Source organism: Rhodococcus sp. F64268 (assembly GCF_023015605.1).
GTDB lineage: Bacteria > Actinomycetota > Actinomycetes > Mycobacteriales > Mycobacteriaceae > Rhodococcus.
The window spans coordinates 585,249-603,998 of sequence record NZ_JALKAI010000002.1; the positions used below are offsets into that span (position 1 = coordinate 585,249).

Annotated in this window: 15 protein-coding genes; 4 read left to right on the forward strand and 11 right to left on the reverse strand. The window is 65.2% G+C overall.

The genetic code is table 11. The features are described from left to right. Window positions 1-43: 43 nt before the first annotated feature. Window positions 44-1,687, reverse strand: coding sequence for an FAD-dependent oxidoreductase (locus tag MWU77_RS07020; RefSeq protein ID WP_247273290.1), 1,644 nt, complete (start codon window positions 1,685-1,687; stop codon window positions 44-46). Window positions 1,688-1,817: 130 nt separating this feature from the next. Here MWU77_RS07020 and MWU77_RS07025 point away from each other — a divergent pair, with 130 nt between their 5' ends. Together MWU77_RS07025 and MWU77_RS07030 are read left to right on the forward strand one after the other, a co-directional pair. Further along, window positions 1,818-3,443, forward strand: coding sequence for an FAD-dependent oxidoreductase (locus tag MWU77_RS07025; protein ID WP_247273291.1), 1,626 nt, complete (start codon window positions 1,818-1,820; stop codon window positions 3,441-3,443). Continuing rightward, window positions 3,440-5,023, forward strand: coding sequence for a class I adenylate-forming enzyme family protein (locus tag MWU77_RS07030; RefSeq protein WP_247273292.1), 1,584 nt, complete (start codon window positions 3,440-3,442; stop codon window positions 5,021-5,023). The genes MWU77_RS07025 and MWU77_RS07030 overlap by 4 nt, the downstream gene beginning before the upstream one ends. Window positions 5,024-5,082: 59 nt before the next feature. Here MWU77_RS07030 and MWU77_RS07035 read toward each other — a convergent pair whose 3' ends face one another. Beyond that, a complete protein-coding gene (locus MWU77_RS07035) occupies window positions 5,083-6,909 on the reverse strand; it encodes an NAD(P)-binding domain-containing protein (RefSeq protein ID WP_247273293.1) in 1,827 nt (608 codons plus the stop codon). Window positions 6,910-7,085: 176 nt separating this feature from the next. Here MWU77_RS07035 and MWU77_RS07040 point away from each other — a divergent pair, with 176 nt between their 5' ends. Continuing rightward, window positions 7,086-8,492, forward strand: a complete 1,407-nt coding sequence (locus MWU77_RS07040; RefSeq protein WP_247273294.1) for an alpha/beta hydrolase — start codon at window positions 7,086-7,088, stop codon at window positions 8,490-8,492. Window positions 8,493-8,494: 2 nt separating this feature from the next. On the opposite strand, the gene MWU77_RS07045 is transcribed toward MWU77_RS07040, so the two are convergent. The 4 genes from MWU77_RS07045 to MWU77_RS07060 all read right to left on the reverse strand — a co-directional run bounded on the left by MWU77_RS07045 (window position 8,495) and on the right by MWU77_RS07060 (window position 14,290). Next, window positions 8,495-9,073, reverse strand: coding sequence for a TetR/AcrR family transcriptional regulator (locus MWU77_RS07045; protein WP_247273295.1), 579 nt, complete (start codon window positions 9,071-9,073; stop codon window positions 8,495-8,497). A gap of 34 nt (window positions 9,074-9,107) precedes the next feature. Continuing rightward, on the reverse strand, window positions 9,108-10,067 hold the full coding sequence (locus tag MWU77_RS07050) for an enoyl-CoA hydratase/isomerase family protein (protein ID WP_247273296.1): 960 nt from the start codon (window positions 10,065-10,067) through the stop codon (window positions 9,108-9,110). 27 nt (window positions 10,068-10,094) lie between these two features. Continuing rightward, a complete protein-coding gene (locus MWU77_RS07055) occupies window positions 10,095-12,503 on the reverse strand; it encodes a CaiB/BaiF CoA-transferase family protein (protein ID WP_247273297.1) in 2,409 nt (802 codons plus the stop codon). A 137-nt stretch (window positions 12,504-12,640) separates the two neighbouring features. Then, the gene (locus MWU77_RS07060; protein WP_308198774.1) at window positions 12,641-14,290 is read right to left on the reverse strand and encodes a bifunctional 3-(3-hydroxy-phenyl)propionate/3-hydroxycinnamic acid hydroxylase; all 1,650 of its coding nucleotides are present in this window, start codon (window positions 14,288-14,290) and stop codon (window positions 12,641-12,643) included. Window positions 14,291-14,452: 162 nt separating this feature from the next. Between MWU77_RS07060 and MWU77_RS07065 the strand changes: the two genes are divergently transcribed. Next, window positions 14,453-15,154, forward strand: coding sequence for an IclR family transcriptional regulator (locus tag MWU77_RS07065; RefSeq protein WP_247273298.1), 702 nt, complete (start codon window positions 14,453-14,455; stop codon window positions 15,152-15,154). Between the two features lie 6 nt (window positions 15,155-15,160). Here MWU77_RS07065 and MWU77_RS07070 read toward each other — a convergent pair whose 3' ends face one another. The 5 genes from MWU77_RS07070 to MWU77_RS07090 form a co-directional block, all read right to left on the reverse strand. Next, window positions 15,161-16,009 (reverse strand): alpha/beta fold hydrolase, encoded by an 849-nt coding sequence (locus MWU77_RS07070; protein WP_247273299.1) that lies wholly within the window; start codon window positions 16,007-16,009, stop codon window positions 15,161-15,163. After that, entirely contained in the window at window positions 16,006-17,016 is a 1,011-nt protein-coding gene (locus MWU77_RS07075; protein WP_247273441.1) for a 3-carboxyethylcatechol 2,3-dioxygenase, read from the reverse strand. Before MWU77_RS07075 ends, MWU77_RS07070 begins: the two co-directional genes overlap by 4 nt. Window positions 17,017-17,210: 194 nt before the next feature. Further along, window positions 17,211-18,068, reverse strand: a complete 858-nt coding sequence (locus tag MWU77_RS07080) for a class I SAM-dependent methyltransferase (protein WP_247273300.1) — start codon at window positions 18,066-18,068, stop codon at window positions 17,211-17,213. Beyond that, window positions 18,058-18,432: a glyoxalase/bleomycin resistance/extradiol dioxygenase family protein gene (locus MWU77_RS07085; protein ID WP_169687180.1), complete on the reverse strand. Its 375-nt coding sequence runs from the start codon at window positions 18,430-18,432 to the stop codon at window positions 18,058-18,060. The genes MWU77_RS07080 and MWU77_RS07085 overlap by 11 nt, the downstream gene beginning before the upstream one ends. A 30-nt stretch (window positions 18,433-18,462) precedes the next feature. Further along, window positions 18,463-18,603, reverse strand: a complete 141-nt coding sequence (locus tag MWU77_RS07090; protein WP_169687181.1) for a CopG family transcriptional regulator — start codon at window positions 18,601-18,603, stop codon at window positions 18,463-18,465. Window positions 18,604-18,750: the final 147 nt, after the last annotated feature.

Genomic DNA, 18,750 nt, shown 5'->3' on the forward strand with positions numbered 1-18,750 from the left:
GACGATGCGTCCATCTTTTGAACGAATTGGCCTGCCTGCGCGTTCAGGTCTGCATCGCTTCGGGACGTGCCGGGACCCGGTCTGCGACAGCGGCACGACCCGCCGCGATTCCCCACACTCCCGCGACCGCGAGTGTGGCACCGGCACCGCCGTACACCATTCCGCTCGGGTTGGCCATGACATTGCCCGCGGCATACAAGCCTTCGATCACGTCGCCGTCGACATCGAGAACCCGCCCCTCGACGTCGGTGCGGGGTCCGCCTTTCGTGCCGAGTGCCGAGCTGATCACTTCGACGGCGTAGAACGGCGCAACATCGACCGGCCCCAACGTCGCACCGGGAGAATCCGGGTCGCCCATCCTCCCACCGGGGAAGCGATCGAATGCGCTGTTGCCCCGCGAGAAATCCGGGTCCGCGCCTTGTGCCGCATGGTGGTTGAACCGCGCGACCGTATCCGTGAGCGCGTCGATCGGAAGATTCAGTGCTGCAGCGAGTTCGGAGATGGACGAGGCACGGGTGACCCACTCGGGCACGGGGGCCCCCGGGCGGGCGCCGAATACGCCGAACCGGTCGACGGTGGACTGGTCGAAGATCATGTACGCCGGAAGGTTCGGGTAGTCGAGCCGTGACTCGTCGAGATGGTGGAAGGCACCACCGAAGGCGTTGTAGTTCGCGGCTTCGTTCGCGAAACGGCGACCATAACGGTTGACCATGATCGAGCCGGGCAGCGCACGCTCGCGTGACGACAGCATCGCGACCGGAGCACCGTCGCGCCGGATGCCGGGACACTGCACCGACGGAGACCACCACGCCTCACGCATGTTACCCAGGCGAGCACCGACTCTCATGGCCATGCGCAGGCCGTCACCGGTATTGGTCGGTGCACCGATGGGACGCGTCAGCGGCCCGCGCAGAAAGTCGCGCACGAGGTCCGGGTCGTATTCGAACCCTCCCGTCGCGAGGACGACAGCGGAAGCTCCGATTGCACGGACTCCGTCGGCGGTCTCGACTTCGACACCGTCGACAGCACCCCCGCCGGTGCGCAGCTTCATCGCGCGAACCCCGGTTCGGACGTCGACCCCACGCTGGAGACACGCTTTCAGGAGGCCGCCGACCAGTGCGCGACCCAGACCTTCTTCCTCGGCTTCTGCGCGGGCAGCGAGAATCTCGGGTGCAATGACGCCCGTCCCGCCGCCGAGCGGCATTTCGACGAGCATGATGCGTTGGATGTCGCCGGCAATACGGTCGATCCACTCCTCGATCCCGGCGAATGAGAACAGCCCGGGCTCGAGGGTCCGCCCCCCGCCGGGCTTCCCACCGGGATGTTCAGGGTGGTAGTCGGGATACCCCTCGACGAGCTGAAGTCGTAGATCGGTGTTCTCGTGCAGGAATTCGACGAAGCCGGGGCCACCGGAGATCAATACTTCGGCCAGCTCGGGCAGGATCATGCCGTTGGACAGGCTGGACAGATACGTCATGCCTTCCTCGAGCGAGTCCTGGATGCCCTTGCGTGCCGCGACGGGGTTTCCGGGCACCCAGATTCCTGCACCGGAGAGGGCGGTGGTGCCGCCGATCAGGTCGGACTTCTCGAACACCGCGACGTCGGCACCCTCGAGCGCGGCGGCGAGCGCCGCAGTGAGACCGGCGGCTCCGGACCCGAGAACGATTACGTCGTACGTTTCCCGCATAGGTAATTCGCCCCACCATCTCATCGCATCGTGTTGTAATTATTGAACACCTGGTCTCTATTGATGCACGTTCGCTATGGTAAGCGGGATCACACCACCCCACAAGAGTCCACTCGAACCGGAGGCCGGAGTGTCCGAACCCGAAACATACGATGTCATCGTCCTCGGCAGCGGCGCCGCAGGACTCACCGCCGCATTCACTGCAGCACACGAAGGCGCGCAGGTCACGGTCATCGAGAAGAACAACCGGATCGGCGGCACCACCGCGTGGTCCGGAGGCCACATGTGGATCCCGAACAACCCGTACATGCCCGGCATCGGCGCCACGGACAGCACCGACGACGCGATGACCTACCTGATGTCGCTCGGACGCGGCATCCTCGACGAACGCCTCGCACGCGCCTTCGTGAACGCCGGACCGAAGATGGTGAGCGCACTCGCCGACCAGGGGGGTGTCGAGTTCTTCGCCGTGCCAGGACTTCCCGACTACCACCCGTCCAATCCCGGCGGTAGACCCGACGGCGGCCGGACGCTCGGGCAGGAACTGTTCCCCTTCCCCACCCTCGGCGAATGGCAGGACAAGGTCGAAGTGACCCCGTACTACTCCCCCTATCTTCGGATGGACGAGACCGCGATCGGATGCGCAGTCCCCAAGGCCCCCACCGACGACGAGAAAGCGCATCGCGAGGCCGAAGACCTGCGCGGCATGGGCGGGGGTCTCGTCGGCCATCTCCTGAACGCGTGCCTACGCGTCGGCGTCACGTTCGAATTGTCGACAGCGGCACACGACCTGGTCCTCGAGGACGGTCGCGTGACGGGTGTGGTCGTCGAGACCGCCGAAGGACGGCAGACCCTCCGTGCCACCCAGGCTGTCATCCTCGCGACCGGCGGATTCGAGTGGAACGAGGAATACCGCGCCACATTCCTGCGCGGCCACGTCACGAAGCCCGCCTCGATCCCCACCAACACCGGCGACGGCCTGCGCATGGCCATGCGTGCCGGAGCCGCACTCCAGAACATGCGCGAAGCCTGGTGGATCCCCATCACCGAACTCCCCGCGGGCATCAACTCGATGAACCTCGAAATGATCAACGGCGACCGCACACGACCACGCAGCATCATGGTGAATCGCACCGGGCGGCGCTTCACCAACGAAGCCGTCAGCTACAACTCGGTCGTGGGCGCCTTCCACCAGGAGGACGTCACCGCATTCCGGTACGCCAACCTGCCCGCGTGGCTGATCTTCGACCACACCTACCTCACCACCTACGGATCCACCGGTCGGCCCTACACCGGCACCACACCCCCGTGGCTGACGGAGGCACCCACCCTTCGCGATCTCGCCCTGACACTCGGCATCCCCGGCGACGAACTCGAACGCACCGTCGAACAGTGGAACGCAAACGTCGCGGCGGGCAAGGACCCGCACTTCGGCAGGGGCGAGAGCGCTCACGACCGGTGGTGGGGCGACCCGTACAAGAAGGGCAGCATCGAAGGCACCCTCGGCCCGATCACCGACGGACCGTTCTACGCCATGGAACTGACCGCAGGCGTCATCGGCACCAAGGGCGGACCCAAGGTCGACGAGCATGCCCGCGTCGTCGACCTCGACGGCGAGGTGATCGCCGGTTTGTATGCGGCGGGTAACGTCTCGTCGCCGACCGGCGCCTCGTACGGTGGCCCCGGCGGAACGCTCGGCCCCGGAATGACATTCGCCTGGATCGCCGGCCGGCACGCAGTCGGTGCAGACCGGTGACCGTGTCCGGCTCGATCGTCGAGGCGTGGTGCGAGCGGGTCGCCGCCGGACCGGGCCGCGCAGCGATCCGGTACTTCGACGGCACGATCGATGCCGCCACCCTGGATTCGCTGACCGATGCGCTGGCCGCCGAGCTGCAAGCGCGGGGTGTGCGCTCGGGCGACCGGATCGGTATCTATCTGCAGAACGTCCCCTACTACCCGCTGAGTCTGCTGGCCGTGTGGAAGGCCGGGGCCATCGCCGTGCCCCTCAACCCGATGTACCGGGGCGAGGAGTTACGGCGGCTGGTGGAGGACTCCGGCACCACGGGGATCATCGTCGCCCGCGGTACCGACGAGGCGACGCGCCACGCGTTGGCGGGAACCTCGGTGCGGTGGCTGCTCTCGGCGTCGTCACGCGACTTCCAGACGCAGAACGACCCTCGGGTGTTCACCGAACCGGATCTCGTGCCCTCCCCCGACGGCGACCTCACCACCGTTCTCGCTGCCCGACGCGGTCAGCGGCCGACACGAATCATGCACGACGGCGACGACATCGCGTTCATCACCTACACCTCCGGCACAACCGGGCCACCGAAAGGCGCGCTCAACACCCACCGCAATTTTCTGTGCGCGGTGGCGGGTTACGCCGAGTGGATCCGGTTCGCTGCCGGCGACGTCTCCTACGCGATCGCTCCGATGTTCCACATCACCGGGCTCTCACTCAACGCCGGGATCGCACTCCTGAGCGATGCGACCCTGAGCATGAGCGGACGGTTCGAGGCGTCGGTCGCGCTCGACACGATCCGCGAACACGAGGTCACCACGACGGTCGGTTCGATCACCGCGTTCAACGCCTTCCTCGGCGTCCCCGACGCAGGTGCCGACCATTTCGCGAGCGCGAAGCGCATCTACTCCGGCGGGGCCCCGATCCCACCTGCGACGATCGACGCCTTCCGCGACCGGTTCGGCGTGTATCTCCACAACATCTGGGGCATGACCGAGACGACCGGCGGGGGTATCGCTGTGCCGCCCGGTGTCGCGGCCCCCGTGCACGGTCCGAGCGGGACGCTCTCCGTCGGCGTCGCGACTCGCGGCGTCGAGGTGGTCACGGTCGACGCTCAGGGACGTCCGCAACCACCGGGGCAGGAGGGCGAACTCGTCGTCACCGCGCCGCAGGTGATTCCCGGCTACTGGCAGAACGAAGAAGCAACCGAGCGCACGCTTCCGGGTGGGCATCTGCACACCGGCGATGTCGCCATCATCGACGACGAAGGCTGGGTCTATCTCGTCGATCGCATCAAGGATCAGATCAACACCTCGGGCTACAAGGTATGGCCGCGTGAGGTGGAAGACGTGCTCTACGAACACCCTTCGGTCCTCGAAGTCGCAGTGGTAGGTGCGCCCGACGAGTACCGGGGTGAAGCGGTGGTCGCGTATGTGTCGCTGCGAGAGGGAGAGACGACCGATCCGGCCGAACTGGTCGCATTCGCGGGTGAACGTCTCGCCGCATACAAGCGGCCCCGCGTGGTCCACGTGCTCGACGCGCTCCCGAAAACCGCGACCGGCAAGATCCAGCGAGGCGCATTGCGCGGACACTGAACTTCGGTGTTCTCAGCGGCGTATATCGCTGTCGAGAACACCGAAGTTCGGGTCGGGCTCTACGCTTTGCGGGCCTCCGGGTCCATCGGCTCGATGCCCTCCTCGATCGCCTTGATCAGCAAAGCCGTGAATCGGGTGTAGAAACGCGCCATCCGGATGAATCCGGTGCCGAACCAGAGCCCGGGCTGCGCCGATCGGCGCCAGGTGTTCGCGTACTCGCCGTCAGCGGCGCGGCCGTACGCTTTGTCGATCTTCGCTGCCGCGGATCCGAGAACCGGCTTCAGATGACCCCAGAACTGGTGGTAGCCGGTCGCGAAGACGATCAACTCGACGTCGTGCATCTGTGACCCGTCGGTGAATACCACCGTCGTTCCGTCCTTGATTTCTGCTACCTCGACGCCCTGCTTCAGGCGGACGCGACCGTCGGCGATCAGCTGGGATGCTCCGATGTCGATCTGGTAGCTGTCCTTGCCCGACATGTGCGCTCCGATGATACCGGTGCCGTCCGGTCCCCAGTTGAGTTTGAATCCCTGGGATTCGAGTGCGTCGAGCAGTTCCTTGTCGGCCGCCTTCGCGAGCTGCACGAGTTCCTTGTTGAACTCGTCGACCCGTTCGTTGGGCAGGGCGTAGGTCATCTGATCGGCGAAGTCGGGCGTCAGGGTCATGTCTTCGGTGAACAGCGTCGACCAGTACTTGTGGTAGCTCGGGTAGGTGACGACGTAGGTCGAAGTGCGCTGCACCATGGTGACGTCGGCGTCGTGCTCCCAGAGATCGTGTGCGAGTTCGTGTCCGCTGACCCCCGACCCGATGACGAGCGCCTTCTTGCCTGCATAGCATGCGCCGTCCTGGAACTCGTCGGAATGCACTGCGACACCGCGATACTCCTGGAGCCCTTCGATCTCGGGGATGCGTGGTGAACCGAACATGCCTCCTGCGACGATGAAGTGGCGCGGGTGCAATGCGCGGATCGAGCCGTCGCCCAGTTGCACACGCACGGTCCACCGCTCGGCTTCCTCGTCGTAGTGACCGCTCAGAAAGGTCGTGCTCGTCCACACGTTGAGGTCGAGTGTGGTGGCGTATGTTTCGAGCCAGTTCGCGAACTTGTCCTTCGGCGTGTGCGCGGGCCAGGTCGCGGGAAGCGGGAGATACGGCAGGTGGTCGCCGTAGACGGTGCTGTGCAGCGCGAGCGATGCGTAGCGTTTGCGCCACGTGTCGCCGATGCGCGCTTCCTTGTCGATCACCAGCGTATCGACGTCGAGGGCACCCAGCCTCGCCGCGAGGGCAAGGCCGTTGTGGCCTGCGCCGAGCACGAGGACGGTGGGGTCGCGATCCTCGAACGACGTCTCGCCTCGACGATCGTCGGCCCAGCGCGTGCGACCCGGGACGACGCCGTAGACCTTGCCCTCGGGGCGGCGGTGACGGGTGGCCTCCGGAAATGCGCTGAGCGCTTCGACCTGGGTTTGCAGCGTGAACGCGACGAACCGCGATCCGTCGCGGACGAGCCGGACGAATCCCCGGTCGATCCGGTCGTTGGTGGTGAAATCGAAGAAGCCCATGACATCGTCGCCGGAGAGGAAGGGCTGCTGTTCGCTGTTTGCCGAGAAACCGGACGCGCCCCATTCTTTGGCGAGCTCGATCAATCGTGCTGCAGTCTGCTCGCCGCCGACGGCGTGGTGGAAGTCCCACGGGAAAGCCATGAAATCGCGCCACGTGGCATCGGGGTGCAGACATGCCCCCAGTTCGACCTCCGAGCCCTTCTCGAGCGCGGCCGCGAATTCCGAGAGCCACGCCGTGAAGACTTCCGTCGCGTTCCGAGCGTCGATCTCCGGGGTTGAGTTGCGCCGAGCGTCGGTCATGAGGTGCGGCTCCTTCTCGGTCTGATGCATGATCCGAAGGCTTGTGTATTTACCGAACACTTTGATTCTATATACACACATACTGGTCGAGTGGTCCGCTCTCCGTCAAGAGTTGGGAGCGAAACCTTGTGGCGCCCAATAGCCATCAGATACCGTCGAAATGCATTCTCTACACATCCGTGTGCACTATCCGAGACAGGAGAGGGATGACCGGCAACGACTCCCATGAGGTGGGGGCCGGGCTGATCGTCCGAACCTTCGCGTCGCCGCACACTGCCACGCGCCGATTTCCGGTGTTGATCCTGACCGGCGACACGTCGCACACCTGTCGCGAATTCGCCACCGACGGTCTCGTGGTCGTCGAGGTCCCCGTTCGCCCCGGCAGCGCGCTCGACGACGGCGACCGCGCCCTGCAATGGGCCCGCTCCGTGGCCACCGATCTCTTCGATGCCGATCCGAGCCGCATCGCTGTCCTCGACACGCCGGAAACGCAGCCTCTGGCCGCCGAACTCGCAGAGCGTGTACTGGCCCGACATGAGCCAGCACTGGTCGTCGACACATTCCCCCGTACCGAACTCACCGGATTCGCGACGAGCCTGCACGCCCGCATCTCCTCGCTTCCGGCGTTCGAGGGCCCCGCCGAGCCGGCCGTCGCGGTGCATCGCAGGGTCGAACCGTCAACACTCGCACAGCTCGACCACCTGACCCGGTGGGACACCACGGACATCGACACCATCCGCGCTTCCTACGCCAAGGTCACTCCCGTCACCGTCCCCGCGAAGGACCGAGTCGAGCGGGTCGACGACGTCATCCCCGGCACCGCCGAGCGACCGGGCATCCCCGTCCGCTGGTACCGCCCTCGGGGCACTCCAGGCCCGCTCCCCGCGGTCGTGTACTTCCACGGCGGTGCGTTCATCATGGGCGGCCTCGACGAGAACGATGATCGACTCGACCTCCTCGCCACCGACATCGGTTGCGCGGTCGTGTCGGTCGACTACCGTCTGGCACCGGAGAATCCGTATCCCGCGGGCCTCGACGATGCCGAGCTGGTCTGGCGACATCTTCTCGCGAACGCCGATGCGCTCGGTGTCGACCCGCACCGTCTCGTCATCGCGGGCGCGAGTGCCGGCGCCGGACTCGCCACTGCACTGTGTATCCGCCTCGCCGAGGTGGGGTTGCCCCAGCCCGCGCTCCAACTCTTGGTCTATCCGATGCTCGACGACCGGGAGCACGGTTCCCTCCTGGCACTCGAAGGCGGATCCGGACATTGGGGTCTGTGGCGACTCGAGGCCGAACGTCACTCGTGGCGGGCGTATCTCGGCGAACTCTCCGGCACGACACCACCGGCAACAGCCGCACCGGGCCGAGCCGGAGCAGACGAATTGCGCGGTACCGCACCGGCATTCATCGGGATCGGCGATGTGGACGCGCTGCTCGACTCCAACCTGCACTATGCCGCGCAACTGTCCCGTGCCGGCACGCCCGTCGAACTCCATGTCTACCCCGGGGTGATCCACGGCGGGTTCGTCGCCCGCCCTCGCACACGCCAGACGCAGCGTTTCCTCGACGACGTCTACGCCGCTTTGCGCACGGTCTTCGAGACCGACGCCTGACCTCAGCGCATCGCGGCCAGGAGCGCATCCGACATCGCGTCGATCGCGCGCTCACGCTCGATCTCCCACCCCTGGATCAGCCAGAGATGCATGAAGTAGTCGAGCATCGAGTACAGCATCGCGGCACTGAGACGCAGCTGCTCCGTGGTTGCCGACGTCTTGGTGCGCGACCATTCGACGACCAACTCCTCCATCGTGCGCATGTGTTCCGCGGCGAACTCCGGATCGGCTGCGCGCGCCTCGTGCAGCGTCTTGTAGAGAATCGGCGCTTCGAGATAGAAGTCGACCATCCGCTCGAAGAACTTCCGCACCGATGCCGCCTGCTTGTGCCCCCAGTTGAAGCCGTCCTGGGCCTGCCACTCGACCATCCGGGCGTCGCGGAGATTGCGCAGCACAGTGGCCTTGCCGTCGAAATGCAGGTAGAAGGTTGCTCGCCCGATACCGGCCCGCTGCACGATGTCGTCGACCGTGGTGGCGAAGTAGCCGCGGTCGGCGAATGCCTCCAAGGCGGCATCCAGGATGCTCTGCCGGGTCAGGTTGCGTTGACGCTCGCGCATGGACAGTCGTGGAGTTGTGCTCATGAGTCGGTGATCCTAACTGGGACCGCAACAGTGACTAGGGGCGCAGCCGTGCGGCCTTGCTGAGCCTGAACTCGGGGGGAAAATTCTCGTCGTTCGCCTTCACCGAATTCGTCAGCCCCGCCTCCATCATCTCGGCATCGAGATGGAACTCGTGCTCGTCCGGACGGACGAGCCGCCCCATGGACTCGACCATACCGGTGAGTAGGCTCCCCATGTACTCGCCTTGATGCTGTTTCATCATCCGGAAGAACATCTTCTGGATGACAACGGTGTCGGTCGGACGGTTGCGCGCGCACGCCTTTGCGTACGTCTGCACCTCGTCCTCGAGATCTTCGCGGGCCACGACCTTGTTGAGGAAGCCGCACTCGTGCATCTCGCCGGCGGTGAACGGCCGGCCGGTGAACACCATCTCCTGAAAACGCCGTATTCCCATTGTCATCGCCCACGTCCACATGCGCGGGCCCCAACCGACGTAACGGAACGCCGCGTGTCCGAACAGTGCGTCGTCGGATGCGATGACGAGGTCGGCGTCGGCCGCCTGGTAGAAGTGCCACCCGTAGCAGTAGCCCTTGACCTCGACGATGCTGATCTTGTTGAACTCCTGCAGGCTCCGGCAACCGGACTGGGCATCCGCGAACCACGACCCGTAGTTGCCCATGTTGCGGTACGAATCCTTCGGCGGATAGACGACGTCGGGGTCGTCTATCCGGAACTCCTTGAGGCGCTCCTCCGAGTCTCCGTCCTCGACACCTGCCATGAAGTCCGGGAGGTCGACCCCACTGCCGAAATCGTCTCCCTCGGCCCGCACCACCAGGACTTTCACGTCGTCGTCGATGCTCGCCCGGTGAAGAAGGTCGGCGTAACGCAGTCGCGCTTCGACGGTCGGAGCGTTCAGTCGGTCGGGCCGGTTGAACGTGATGGTCGCGATCTTCGAAGCCGGGTCCTTCTCGTAGAGGATGATCTCTTCGGCCGACGGCGGTTCACTGTTCGACATGTGCGCTCCTCGAGTTCAGTACTTGGTTCACCGAGCGGGAGCCCGGCCGATCACTCCGTCTTGTTCCAATACGCGCAGGTCGTCGTCGGTGACTCCCAGCGCCTTCAGTTCGTCTTCGTTGTGTTGCCCGAGCAGCGGTGCCGGTCGCTGGGTGAGGCGGTCGGGCAGTCCTGTCATGGTGAACGGCAGGGTGCTCTGCCGGTAGCGGCCGACGACAGGATGTTCCATGTCCTCGAAGAATCTCCGTGCACTCAACTGCTCGATCTCCGCCTGGCGGTGCGGTTGCATCATCCGCGCGACAGGGACGCCTGCACTCCACAGGAGGTCGACGATGAACTCGGAGTCCCGTTCCTCGCACCACGCCTGTACGAGTTTGTCGATCTCGTCGTGATGCTCGAAACGCCCCGCACGGCAGGAGAAACGGGAATCCTCGAGTTCCGGGACCTCGCTGAGCGCTTCGACGAGCGCACCCCATTGGGTGTCGTTCTCGATGGCGAGCGCAATCCAATTGTCGGGCCGGCCGAACTCGTCGACGCCCTTGGTCCGGTACAGCCCTTGCGGAGCGGCGTCCGGACCCCGGTTGCCCTGTCGCGTCAGGATCGACCCGGTCGCGGTGTACTCGATGATCTGTTCGGCGGTGATACTCAGTGCCGCATCGATCATCGACGCTTCGACGAGCGCGCCCTCGCCGGTGGCCGCGCGGTGTTCGAGTGCCAGCAACAGGCCGTACACCGCGTGCATACCGGCATTCGGGTCTCCGATGCAGGAGGGTTCGAGAGGGTTGCTGTCGGGGTAGCCCGTCATCCAGGTCAGGCCCCCGGCGTCCTCGATCGAGTAGGCGAATGCGGCGATGTCGCGCCAGGGGCCGTCGAGTCCGAAACCCGGCATACGCACCATCACGATGTCGGGGCTGATCTCCCGCACCCGCTCGTAGTTCAGTCCGGCCTGATCGAGCACCCGCGGTGTGAAGTTCTCCACGAGGACATCGCAGGTTTCGATGAGCCGCTCGAGGAGCGTGCGCCCTTCATCGGTGGTGAAGTCGATCGTGACGCTCTTCTTGCCTGCGTTTCCGCCGAGATGGATCGGTGAATGTTCCCACCACATTTCGGTGTCGCCCGACACCCCGCCGACGAGTCGGCCGCCGTCCGGTCGCACAACGGACTCGAGGTGTATGACGTCGGCGCCGAGCAACGCCAGCAGATGGGTCGAGGTGGGGCCTGCCCAGAAGGCCGTCATATCGAGCACCCGCAGCCCGGTGAACGGCAAGTCGCTACTGCCGCCGTCGTGGTGTGTGCGCATTCGACCGGTCAGGTCGTCGTGTGCGCCGAGATCCGGAGACGGTTGTGGCGCAGACCAAGTGAACGACGAGATCCGGAACGGCTGGCGAGGTTGCAGGAACTTTCCGTACGGGTTCTCGACGAATACCTTGCGCACTTCGAAGTGGTCGAGTGCGGCAACGTTGCCGGGATCTGCGACGGGAGCGTGCGGGATCCGGAAGGCGATCGCCAATTCTCGGATCTCGTCGACGGTGCGCGCGGCGACCCATTCCGCAATCAGGGGAGCCACCTCGGCCGGGCGGGACATGATGGCGTCGTCCTCGATCCATTCCGCATGATCCATCATCACGTAGAGATCTTGGCGCTGTTGCAGCGTGCCACAAGCCATTCCGACCAGACCGTCGGCAGCCTGCTGCACGCCCGGGAGCACCAGCGCACGCTCGGTGCGCCACGGCCGGTCCATCACGTCGTGGTAGGTGACGGGATAGTACGTCAGGCTCAGCACGATCGCCTCGAGCATCGACAGGTCGATGAGGCACCCACGGCCCGTGAGACGTGAATTCACGCGTCCGGTCAGTGCCCCGATGGCGGTGTAGGTGCCGGTCACGAACTGCCCCACCCGGCCACCCACCTGAACCGGCGCGCGATCAGGCGCGCCACGGCCCAGGCCGACGATCGCGCCGGACCACGCCTGGAGCGTGAATTCGGTTGCAGCCCTGTCACTCCACGGACCTTCGAGCCCGAAGGGGCTGATCGACACGACGACGAGATGCGGGTGGTCGGAGTGCAGCCGCCTCGGATGCAGTGCGGCGAGGCCCGCGAACGGTGAGTCGGACGACCAGATGACCGCATCGGCGCTCGCAAGCAGACGCATGACCCGCTCTGCGGCCTCCGCCCCCTCGGGGTCGATGACGAGACTTTCCTTGCCGCCCGCCAGGAACTGGAAAAGCGGACCGCTCTCGTCGTCCCCGATCTCGGCACCCGAAGCGGACCAGCGCCGCAGCGGGTCGCCCTCCGAGGCTTCCACTTTCAGAACCCGTGCGCCGCCATCTGCGAGGAGCCGGGTCCCGTATCCGCCGGCGACACCGACGGACAGGTCGACGACGACGAAGTCCTCGAGCGGAAGCTGTTCGGTGCGGCTGTCCCGACCCTTGTTCATTCCCGATTCCTCACGCCCGTCGGATCAGCGGCCACTCAGCTCGATAGACAATGTGTCTTGTAATTGGACACTGTTCCTCAACAGAGGCGTCACCGTCAAGCAAATAGTCGGACTCTCTACCGAAATGTCGGCGCTCGTTAGCTGGCGGGGGCGCCCGACGGGCTGTCGGTCACGAATTTCTCCATGCGCAATGCGCTCAACAGTCTCGTCGACAGCAGACTCGCATCCTGCGCAATGCCTGCCGCAGCGACGAAGCGGTCGGGCCGCAAGAACAGGACCGACTCGCGATGTACGTCGAACCACGCCTTGAGCTGCCCCGGGTCGCCGACCACGGTCACGCTCTCGTCGTACGAGGTCTGCCCGACCTGGGCGGCAGGAACGACGGCGACGAGTCGCGCGCCGATCTTGCGCCACGCCTCCACACTCGGCTTGTCGAGCACGGCAGTGGGATCGTTGTTCCAGCAGAGCACCGCGAACCAGTTTCCGAGCGCCTCGTCGAGCAGGCACCGTCCGTTCTCGGTGACGACCCCGGGTTGGATGAACATCCGGCCGACCGGCGAATCCTTGTCGGGAAGCGGCACCACCGCCCCCGTCTCGTATCGCGGCATCGGCTTGAATCGCATCTCGAGGACGTAGCGCTTCAGCGTGGGGAGCGCCGCCGCCGCGCGAAGCACCCGGTCGCGAATCCAGGCAAGGCGCGTGTCGCGCACCGAGATCACCCGTCCGACCATGGTCGACAGGTCGATCATGGCTCGGGCATGCCCACGCCGCTCCGCATCGTAAGTGGTGAGCAAGTCGGGGTCGGCCTGCCCGGAGCACACCGCAGCCAGCTTCCAGCCGAGGTTGACCGCGTCGCGCACACCGCTGTTGTATCCCTGCCCTTGCCAGACGGGCATCAGATGGGCTGCATCGCCCGCGATGAAGATACGTCCGCGGCCGAACTCACCCGCGATCCGCGAGTGGTGGGTGTAGATGCGGTACGCGATTATCTCGGCGTCCTCCGGGCGGGGGATGTGCACACCCAGAAGTGTGCGCACGAATCCGATGTCGTCGACCTCGCTGTCGCGTTCGTCGTCCATGAGCATGAACTCGAAGCGCCGGATGCCGTGGGCAATCGAGATGGAGGCATACGGCCGCTCGGGGTCGGCGCCGACATAGCTGTTCGGCGAACCGAGGGGATCATGAGCAAGGTCGACGACAAGCCAGCGTGTGGACGAGGTGACGCCGTCGAATGCGGTTCCGATGATGTGGCGGGTTCTGCTCTTCCCGCCGTCGCAGCCGACCACGTATCGCGCACGCACCTCGCGAAGTGCACCGCCGTCGAGGAGTTCGACGACGACTCCGTCGTCGTCTTCGCGCAGGGACTGCATCGGAGTGGACCAGCGCACCTCCACGGCGTCGAAACGTCCGAGGCCTTCGAGGAGTTCTGCGTCCACGAGGGGCTGGACGAAGCCGTTGCGTCGCGGCCAGCCGAACTGCGCCTGACTCGGTGCCATTTCGGCGAGAAGATCACCGTCACCGTTGACGAATCGCAGAATCTGATTCGGAATCAGGTGTTGTTCGACTTTTCCTGCCAGACCGATGCCCTGGAAGGCACGCATGGACTCATCGTCCAGGCCCACTCCGCGCGGGTAGTCGATGAGGACATCGCGCTCCTCGGCGATGAGAACCTGCAGGCCTCGGGCACCGAGGATGTTCGCCAAGGTGAGCCCGACGGGCCCTGCTCCCACGATGAGCACATCGACGGCAGCCAACTCCGACGCGGATCGTTCTCGACCGTCGATCACGGACACTCCCTTGCATCAGTGTGTTGTAATTATCGAACGCCGAGCTTCTATATACACACGTACTATGTCGAACACGGCGCTGTAGTGTCAACACCGCCGACGCAGCTGAAGCTGCATATACTGAGTTCCATGTTGTATTTCTTGCTCACAGGCGTGCGCTGAATGACTCCCCCGAACGGGCGCGAGCAGCCTGCACCCCAAGTCGGAAGCCGGACACTGGCTCGCGGACTCACCGCACTTCTCGCCGTGGTGGACTCCCCCGACGGCATGACCGTTGCGCGCCTCGCCGCTGAGCTCGACGTCCACCGCTCCATCGCATACCGAATCCTGCAGACATTGCGCGACTTCGGATTCGTGACACACGGATCCGACGGCAGCTACCGTCCCGGAGCGCTTCTCGCCGCCCTCTCGACGTCCTACCTTCCGGCATTGCGCGAGATCGCCACCCCGGTGATGCGGCGCCTCGCCGACCAGGCCGGGTGCACCGTGCACCTGTTTGTCGTCGAGGGTGAGGAAGCCGTCTCGATCGAGGTGGTGGAGCCCGTGACCGTGCTTCAGCACATCGCTTTCCGCGCCGGAATGCGGACGCCGCTCGATCGCGGAGCCGCCGGTTACGCACTGCTGGCAGCGGGCCCCACACTTGCGGACGAGCCCGAAGCTGTCGCGCAAGCGCGGCGGCGCGGATACGCAACGAGCTCCGGCGAGGTCGAGTCCGGTGCCTACGCCGTCGCGGCCCCGATCGCGAACTCACACCCCGCGGCGTGCCTGACGCTCATGAGCCATCGCGAGAATCAGCTGGCCACGGCAGCGCCGGATGTCGTGCGGGCGGCAGGTGAGATCGCCGCGGCAGTACTCGAGGGCTGACCGACTTCACACGTCGCCGGCAAGGAAACCGATCACGGCCTTGTCGCAGATCTCCTGCTGTTCCCACTGCGGCCAGTGCCCGGCACCGTCGATGAAGAGGAACCGGCCGTTCGGCATCTTGTCGGCCATGTCCATGCCTGCACCCGCAGGGCCGGACGGATCGTCGCTGGTCCAGATCACCAACGCAGGTGCAGTCACCGCTGCCAGGTCGGCGTCGGTGACCATGTTGCGCCGCCGCACCTGGGGATCCTGCAAGCACAGGACGTGTCGCATCGACTCGGCGAACCCGGGCTGCGAATAGATAGCGCGACGACACCCGACGAGTTCGTCTGTGACACTCGAAGGGTCGGCCATGAGCCACTCGAGACGCGCCCGGATGCGTTCCTCCGAGGGGTCGTCGGCGGCGGCCTGGCTCAAGTCCCTGATCCGCGCCATCACCTCCGGGGCAGCCATGGTTCCGCCGGGTGTGTTGAGCACGACGCGGTCCAGTCGCCCAGGGTGCTTCACAGCGAATTTTATTGCCACCCAACCACCGAGCGACTCGCCGGACAGATGCACACGATCCAGATCCAGATCATCGAGTAGCGCGGCGAGATGCCCGACGTAGGCGTCGATCTCGAGATCGCGATCGGTCTGGGTCGTGTAACCCTGCCCGGGGAAGTCGTATGCGATGACGGTGAAATGCTCGGAGAGCGCAGGAATGTTGCGCGAGAACGCTTCCAGATGCCCGCCCGTGCCGTGCATGAGCACCAGCGCGGGCCCGGAACCCGCACGCAGCACGCGGGTCCGCCATCCGTCGATCTCGCGGTACTCGATCGTGTGTGCCACCGTGCCGAGGTCGTCCCAGATCGTCATTGCGCAGCCAACTCCTTCGGTTGTGCAGTGTCCTTCGGTTGTGCAGTGTCCTTCGGTTGTGCAGTGTCCTTCGGTAGTGCAGTGGTGACGGCGAATCCGGCAAACCACTCTTTTATCGGTCGGTAGTAGCGGCGTGTCATCTCGTAGTCGCCCTGCGTGGACAACGCGCCGTAGGCGGCGATCCAGGTGCGGATCTCATGGGCGGAATGGCCGCCCTCCTCGACGAACCAGTCGGTCGATCTCTCGTCGAACGCAGTGGTGTCGCCGGATTCGAACGCGTCGAGCACGAAGGCATCGAACTCGGGGTTGAGGTCGTGGAAGTCGGTTGATCCCGACGCAAACTCGCCCGCCGCGGCGACCGTGCGAGATTCCCGAACCCGACGCTGCTCGGCCGTGGGATTGCGCCCGTGTGTAATTCGTTCGGCCACTTCCGGAGTAGCGTTTTGCATGCGGGGCACCGGCGGGTCATGCGAGAGGCCACCCGACCCGACGATCAGCACTCGCTTCCCCGACTCCGCCATGGCTCGCCCTGCAGCCTCCCCCAGTAGACGCGCTCGACTTGCGGGGCCGAGCGGCTCGGCCACACAGTTGATGAACACCGGCACCAGGGGTGGAAGCTTCTCTACAGAACCGAACAGGAACAGCAGCGGCTGAACGAAGCCGTGGTCGACCTGCATCGCCTCGGACAGCGCCACATCGACGCCCGACTCGAGTGCGTGTCGCGCAAGGGCATAGGCGGCGTCGCGGTCGACCGGTAGCGGCCCCTTCGGCAACCCGTAGTCGCCCACGGATGTGGCTGCCGCACCCACGCAGAACGACGGCATCAGCTCATACAGGAATCCGTTGTAGTGGTCGGGGGCGAAGACCAGGACGAGCTCCGGATCGAATTCCTCCACGAAGGCGCGCGCACCTGCGAGTTGGGCGTGCACCTCGTCCGCGATGTCCGCCGCAGGGTCGTGCAGCCCGATCAGCGGCGAGTGCGACGAAGCGCAGAGGGCAAGCGGCATGGTCACTCCGTTCATCGGCCGAGCGAGCCGCGGCGTTGCGTTATTTACACATCACCTCTCGGTATATACACGCGAGACAGTAACACTCGCCCCGTGGAGGTTCAACGAATCCCCATTGGTTCGTCCGTCGCTTCCGCCGAGTCGGGTACGACGGATGAGACGACAGGTTCACCCGCTCACGATGAGAGCGGCCGTCACAGGGTGGCCACCAGAATGTCTTCCCCGCTCGACGGGCGCAGACCGTCGGTCCGGTCGGCGAAGTAGCGTGCAGCCAGCGATGTTCCCGCGACGTGACGGACATCAGTGAGGCCCGAATCCTCGGCGAGAGCCAGCATTTCGGAGGGGGTGTAGAAGCTGACGAACGGAGTTCCGGAGGCCGCGGCCCCCTTTTCGCTCGTGTCGAGGCCGCCGCGGTCGGTCTCGTCGACCAACTCGGCGGGTAGCAGGAAGGTCATTGCCAGCGTCGACCCGGCCGCAAGCCCGGCGACCTGACGAAGCGTCGCCGCAGTGGCGTCCCTGGTCAGATAATGCGACACACCTGTCGAGACGACGATCGCCGGAAGATTCGGGTCGAAGCCTGCGCCGGACAGCTTCTCCCGCCAGCTCTCGTCGTCCTCGAAGTCGACCGGCACGAGGTGAAGCCGGTCCGGAACGCCGTACCCGAGTTCGATCAGGCGCCGACGCTTCCACGCCTGCGGCCCCGGTTGATCGATCTCGAACACCTGCAGCTTCGCGGCAACATCCGGCCTGCGCTGGGCGAACGTGTCCAGGCCCGCGCCCAGGATCACGTACTGGGTCACGCCGAGTTCCGCCTGCTCGATCACGAGATCTTCGATGAATCGAGCGCGAGCAACGATGGCCGCCCGGAAGCCGGCGGTCGTCTGCGGGTCCATGTCCGGGCGCCTCGACCAGTCGTTGTCAGGCGCAAGAAGCTGCAGGCCGACCTCATCTTCGAGTACGTGCGGCGGTGAATCCACCCGGACGTGCATCGCACGCCACAGTGCGACACGTTCGGCCGTGTTCTCCGGCGCCTCGATCTGCTCATCGGCCATGATGGTCCGCCTCACCGTGTCGCCCAGCGCCGGGAGCTTGGATGCTCCAGATACGTCCGTCGGGATCACGAACCGTCATCTCACGAGTTCCGAAGTGGGTGTCCTCGAACGGGGTGACCACCTCGACGACGGGATCCGGACGAAATGCATGAGCATCAGGCACTCCCAGAACGAGCCGAGTCTGTGGCTGCTCGGTCTCGGGAACCTCGGCGATGAACATGTAAGGACCGTCGCCCGCGCGGAGCTGCCCGGACGCATGATCGGTCTCGAACTCCAGGGTGAAACCCAACTCCTGGAAGAACTTCGCCGACTTGCCCCAGTTGTGGGTCGTCAGAAACACGGCCTCGATGCCGTCGGTTGCCATTTCTCTCTCCCTTCCGGAGGAACACGAGAACTACTCGTGGGTGTCGAGGTAGGCACGCAGGGCCTCGGTGACCAACGCGGACAAGGACATTTCATCCTCGATGGCGCGATGCTTGACCTGCTTGATCAGATCGACCGGCAAGTACACGTTGAACTGCTTGACGTCACCCACAAGAAAGCATGCCAGCAATCTAGCTACCGGGTCGTAAAGCGGTTCCTCGCGCCGCAACGTCCACTCGGCAGGCAGGTGCCGAGTACAACACCATCCGGTCAGGTCAGCACAGACTCAGGGAAGGACATCGCAGGACGGGCGAGGCCG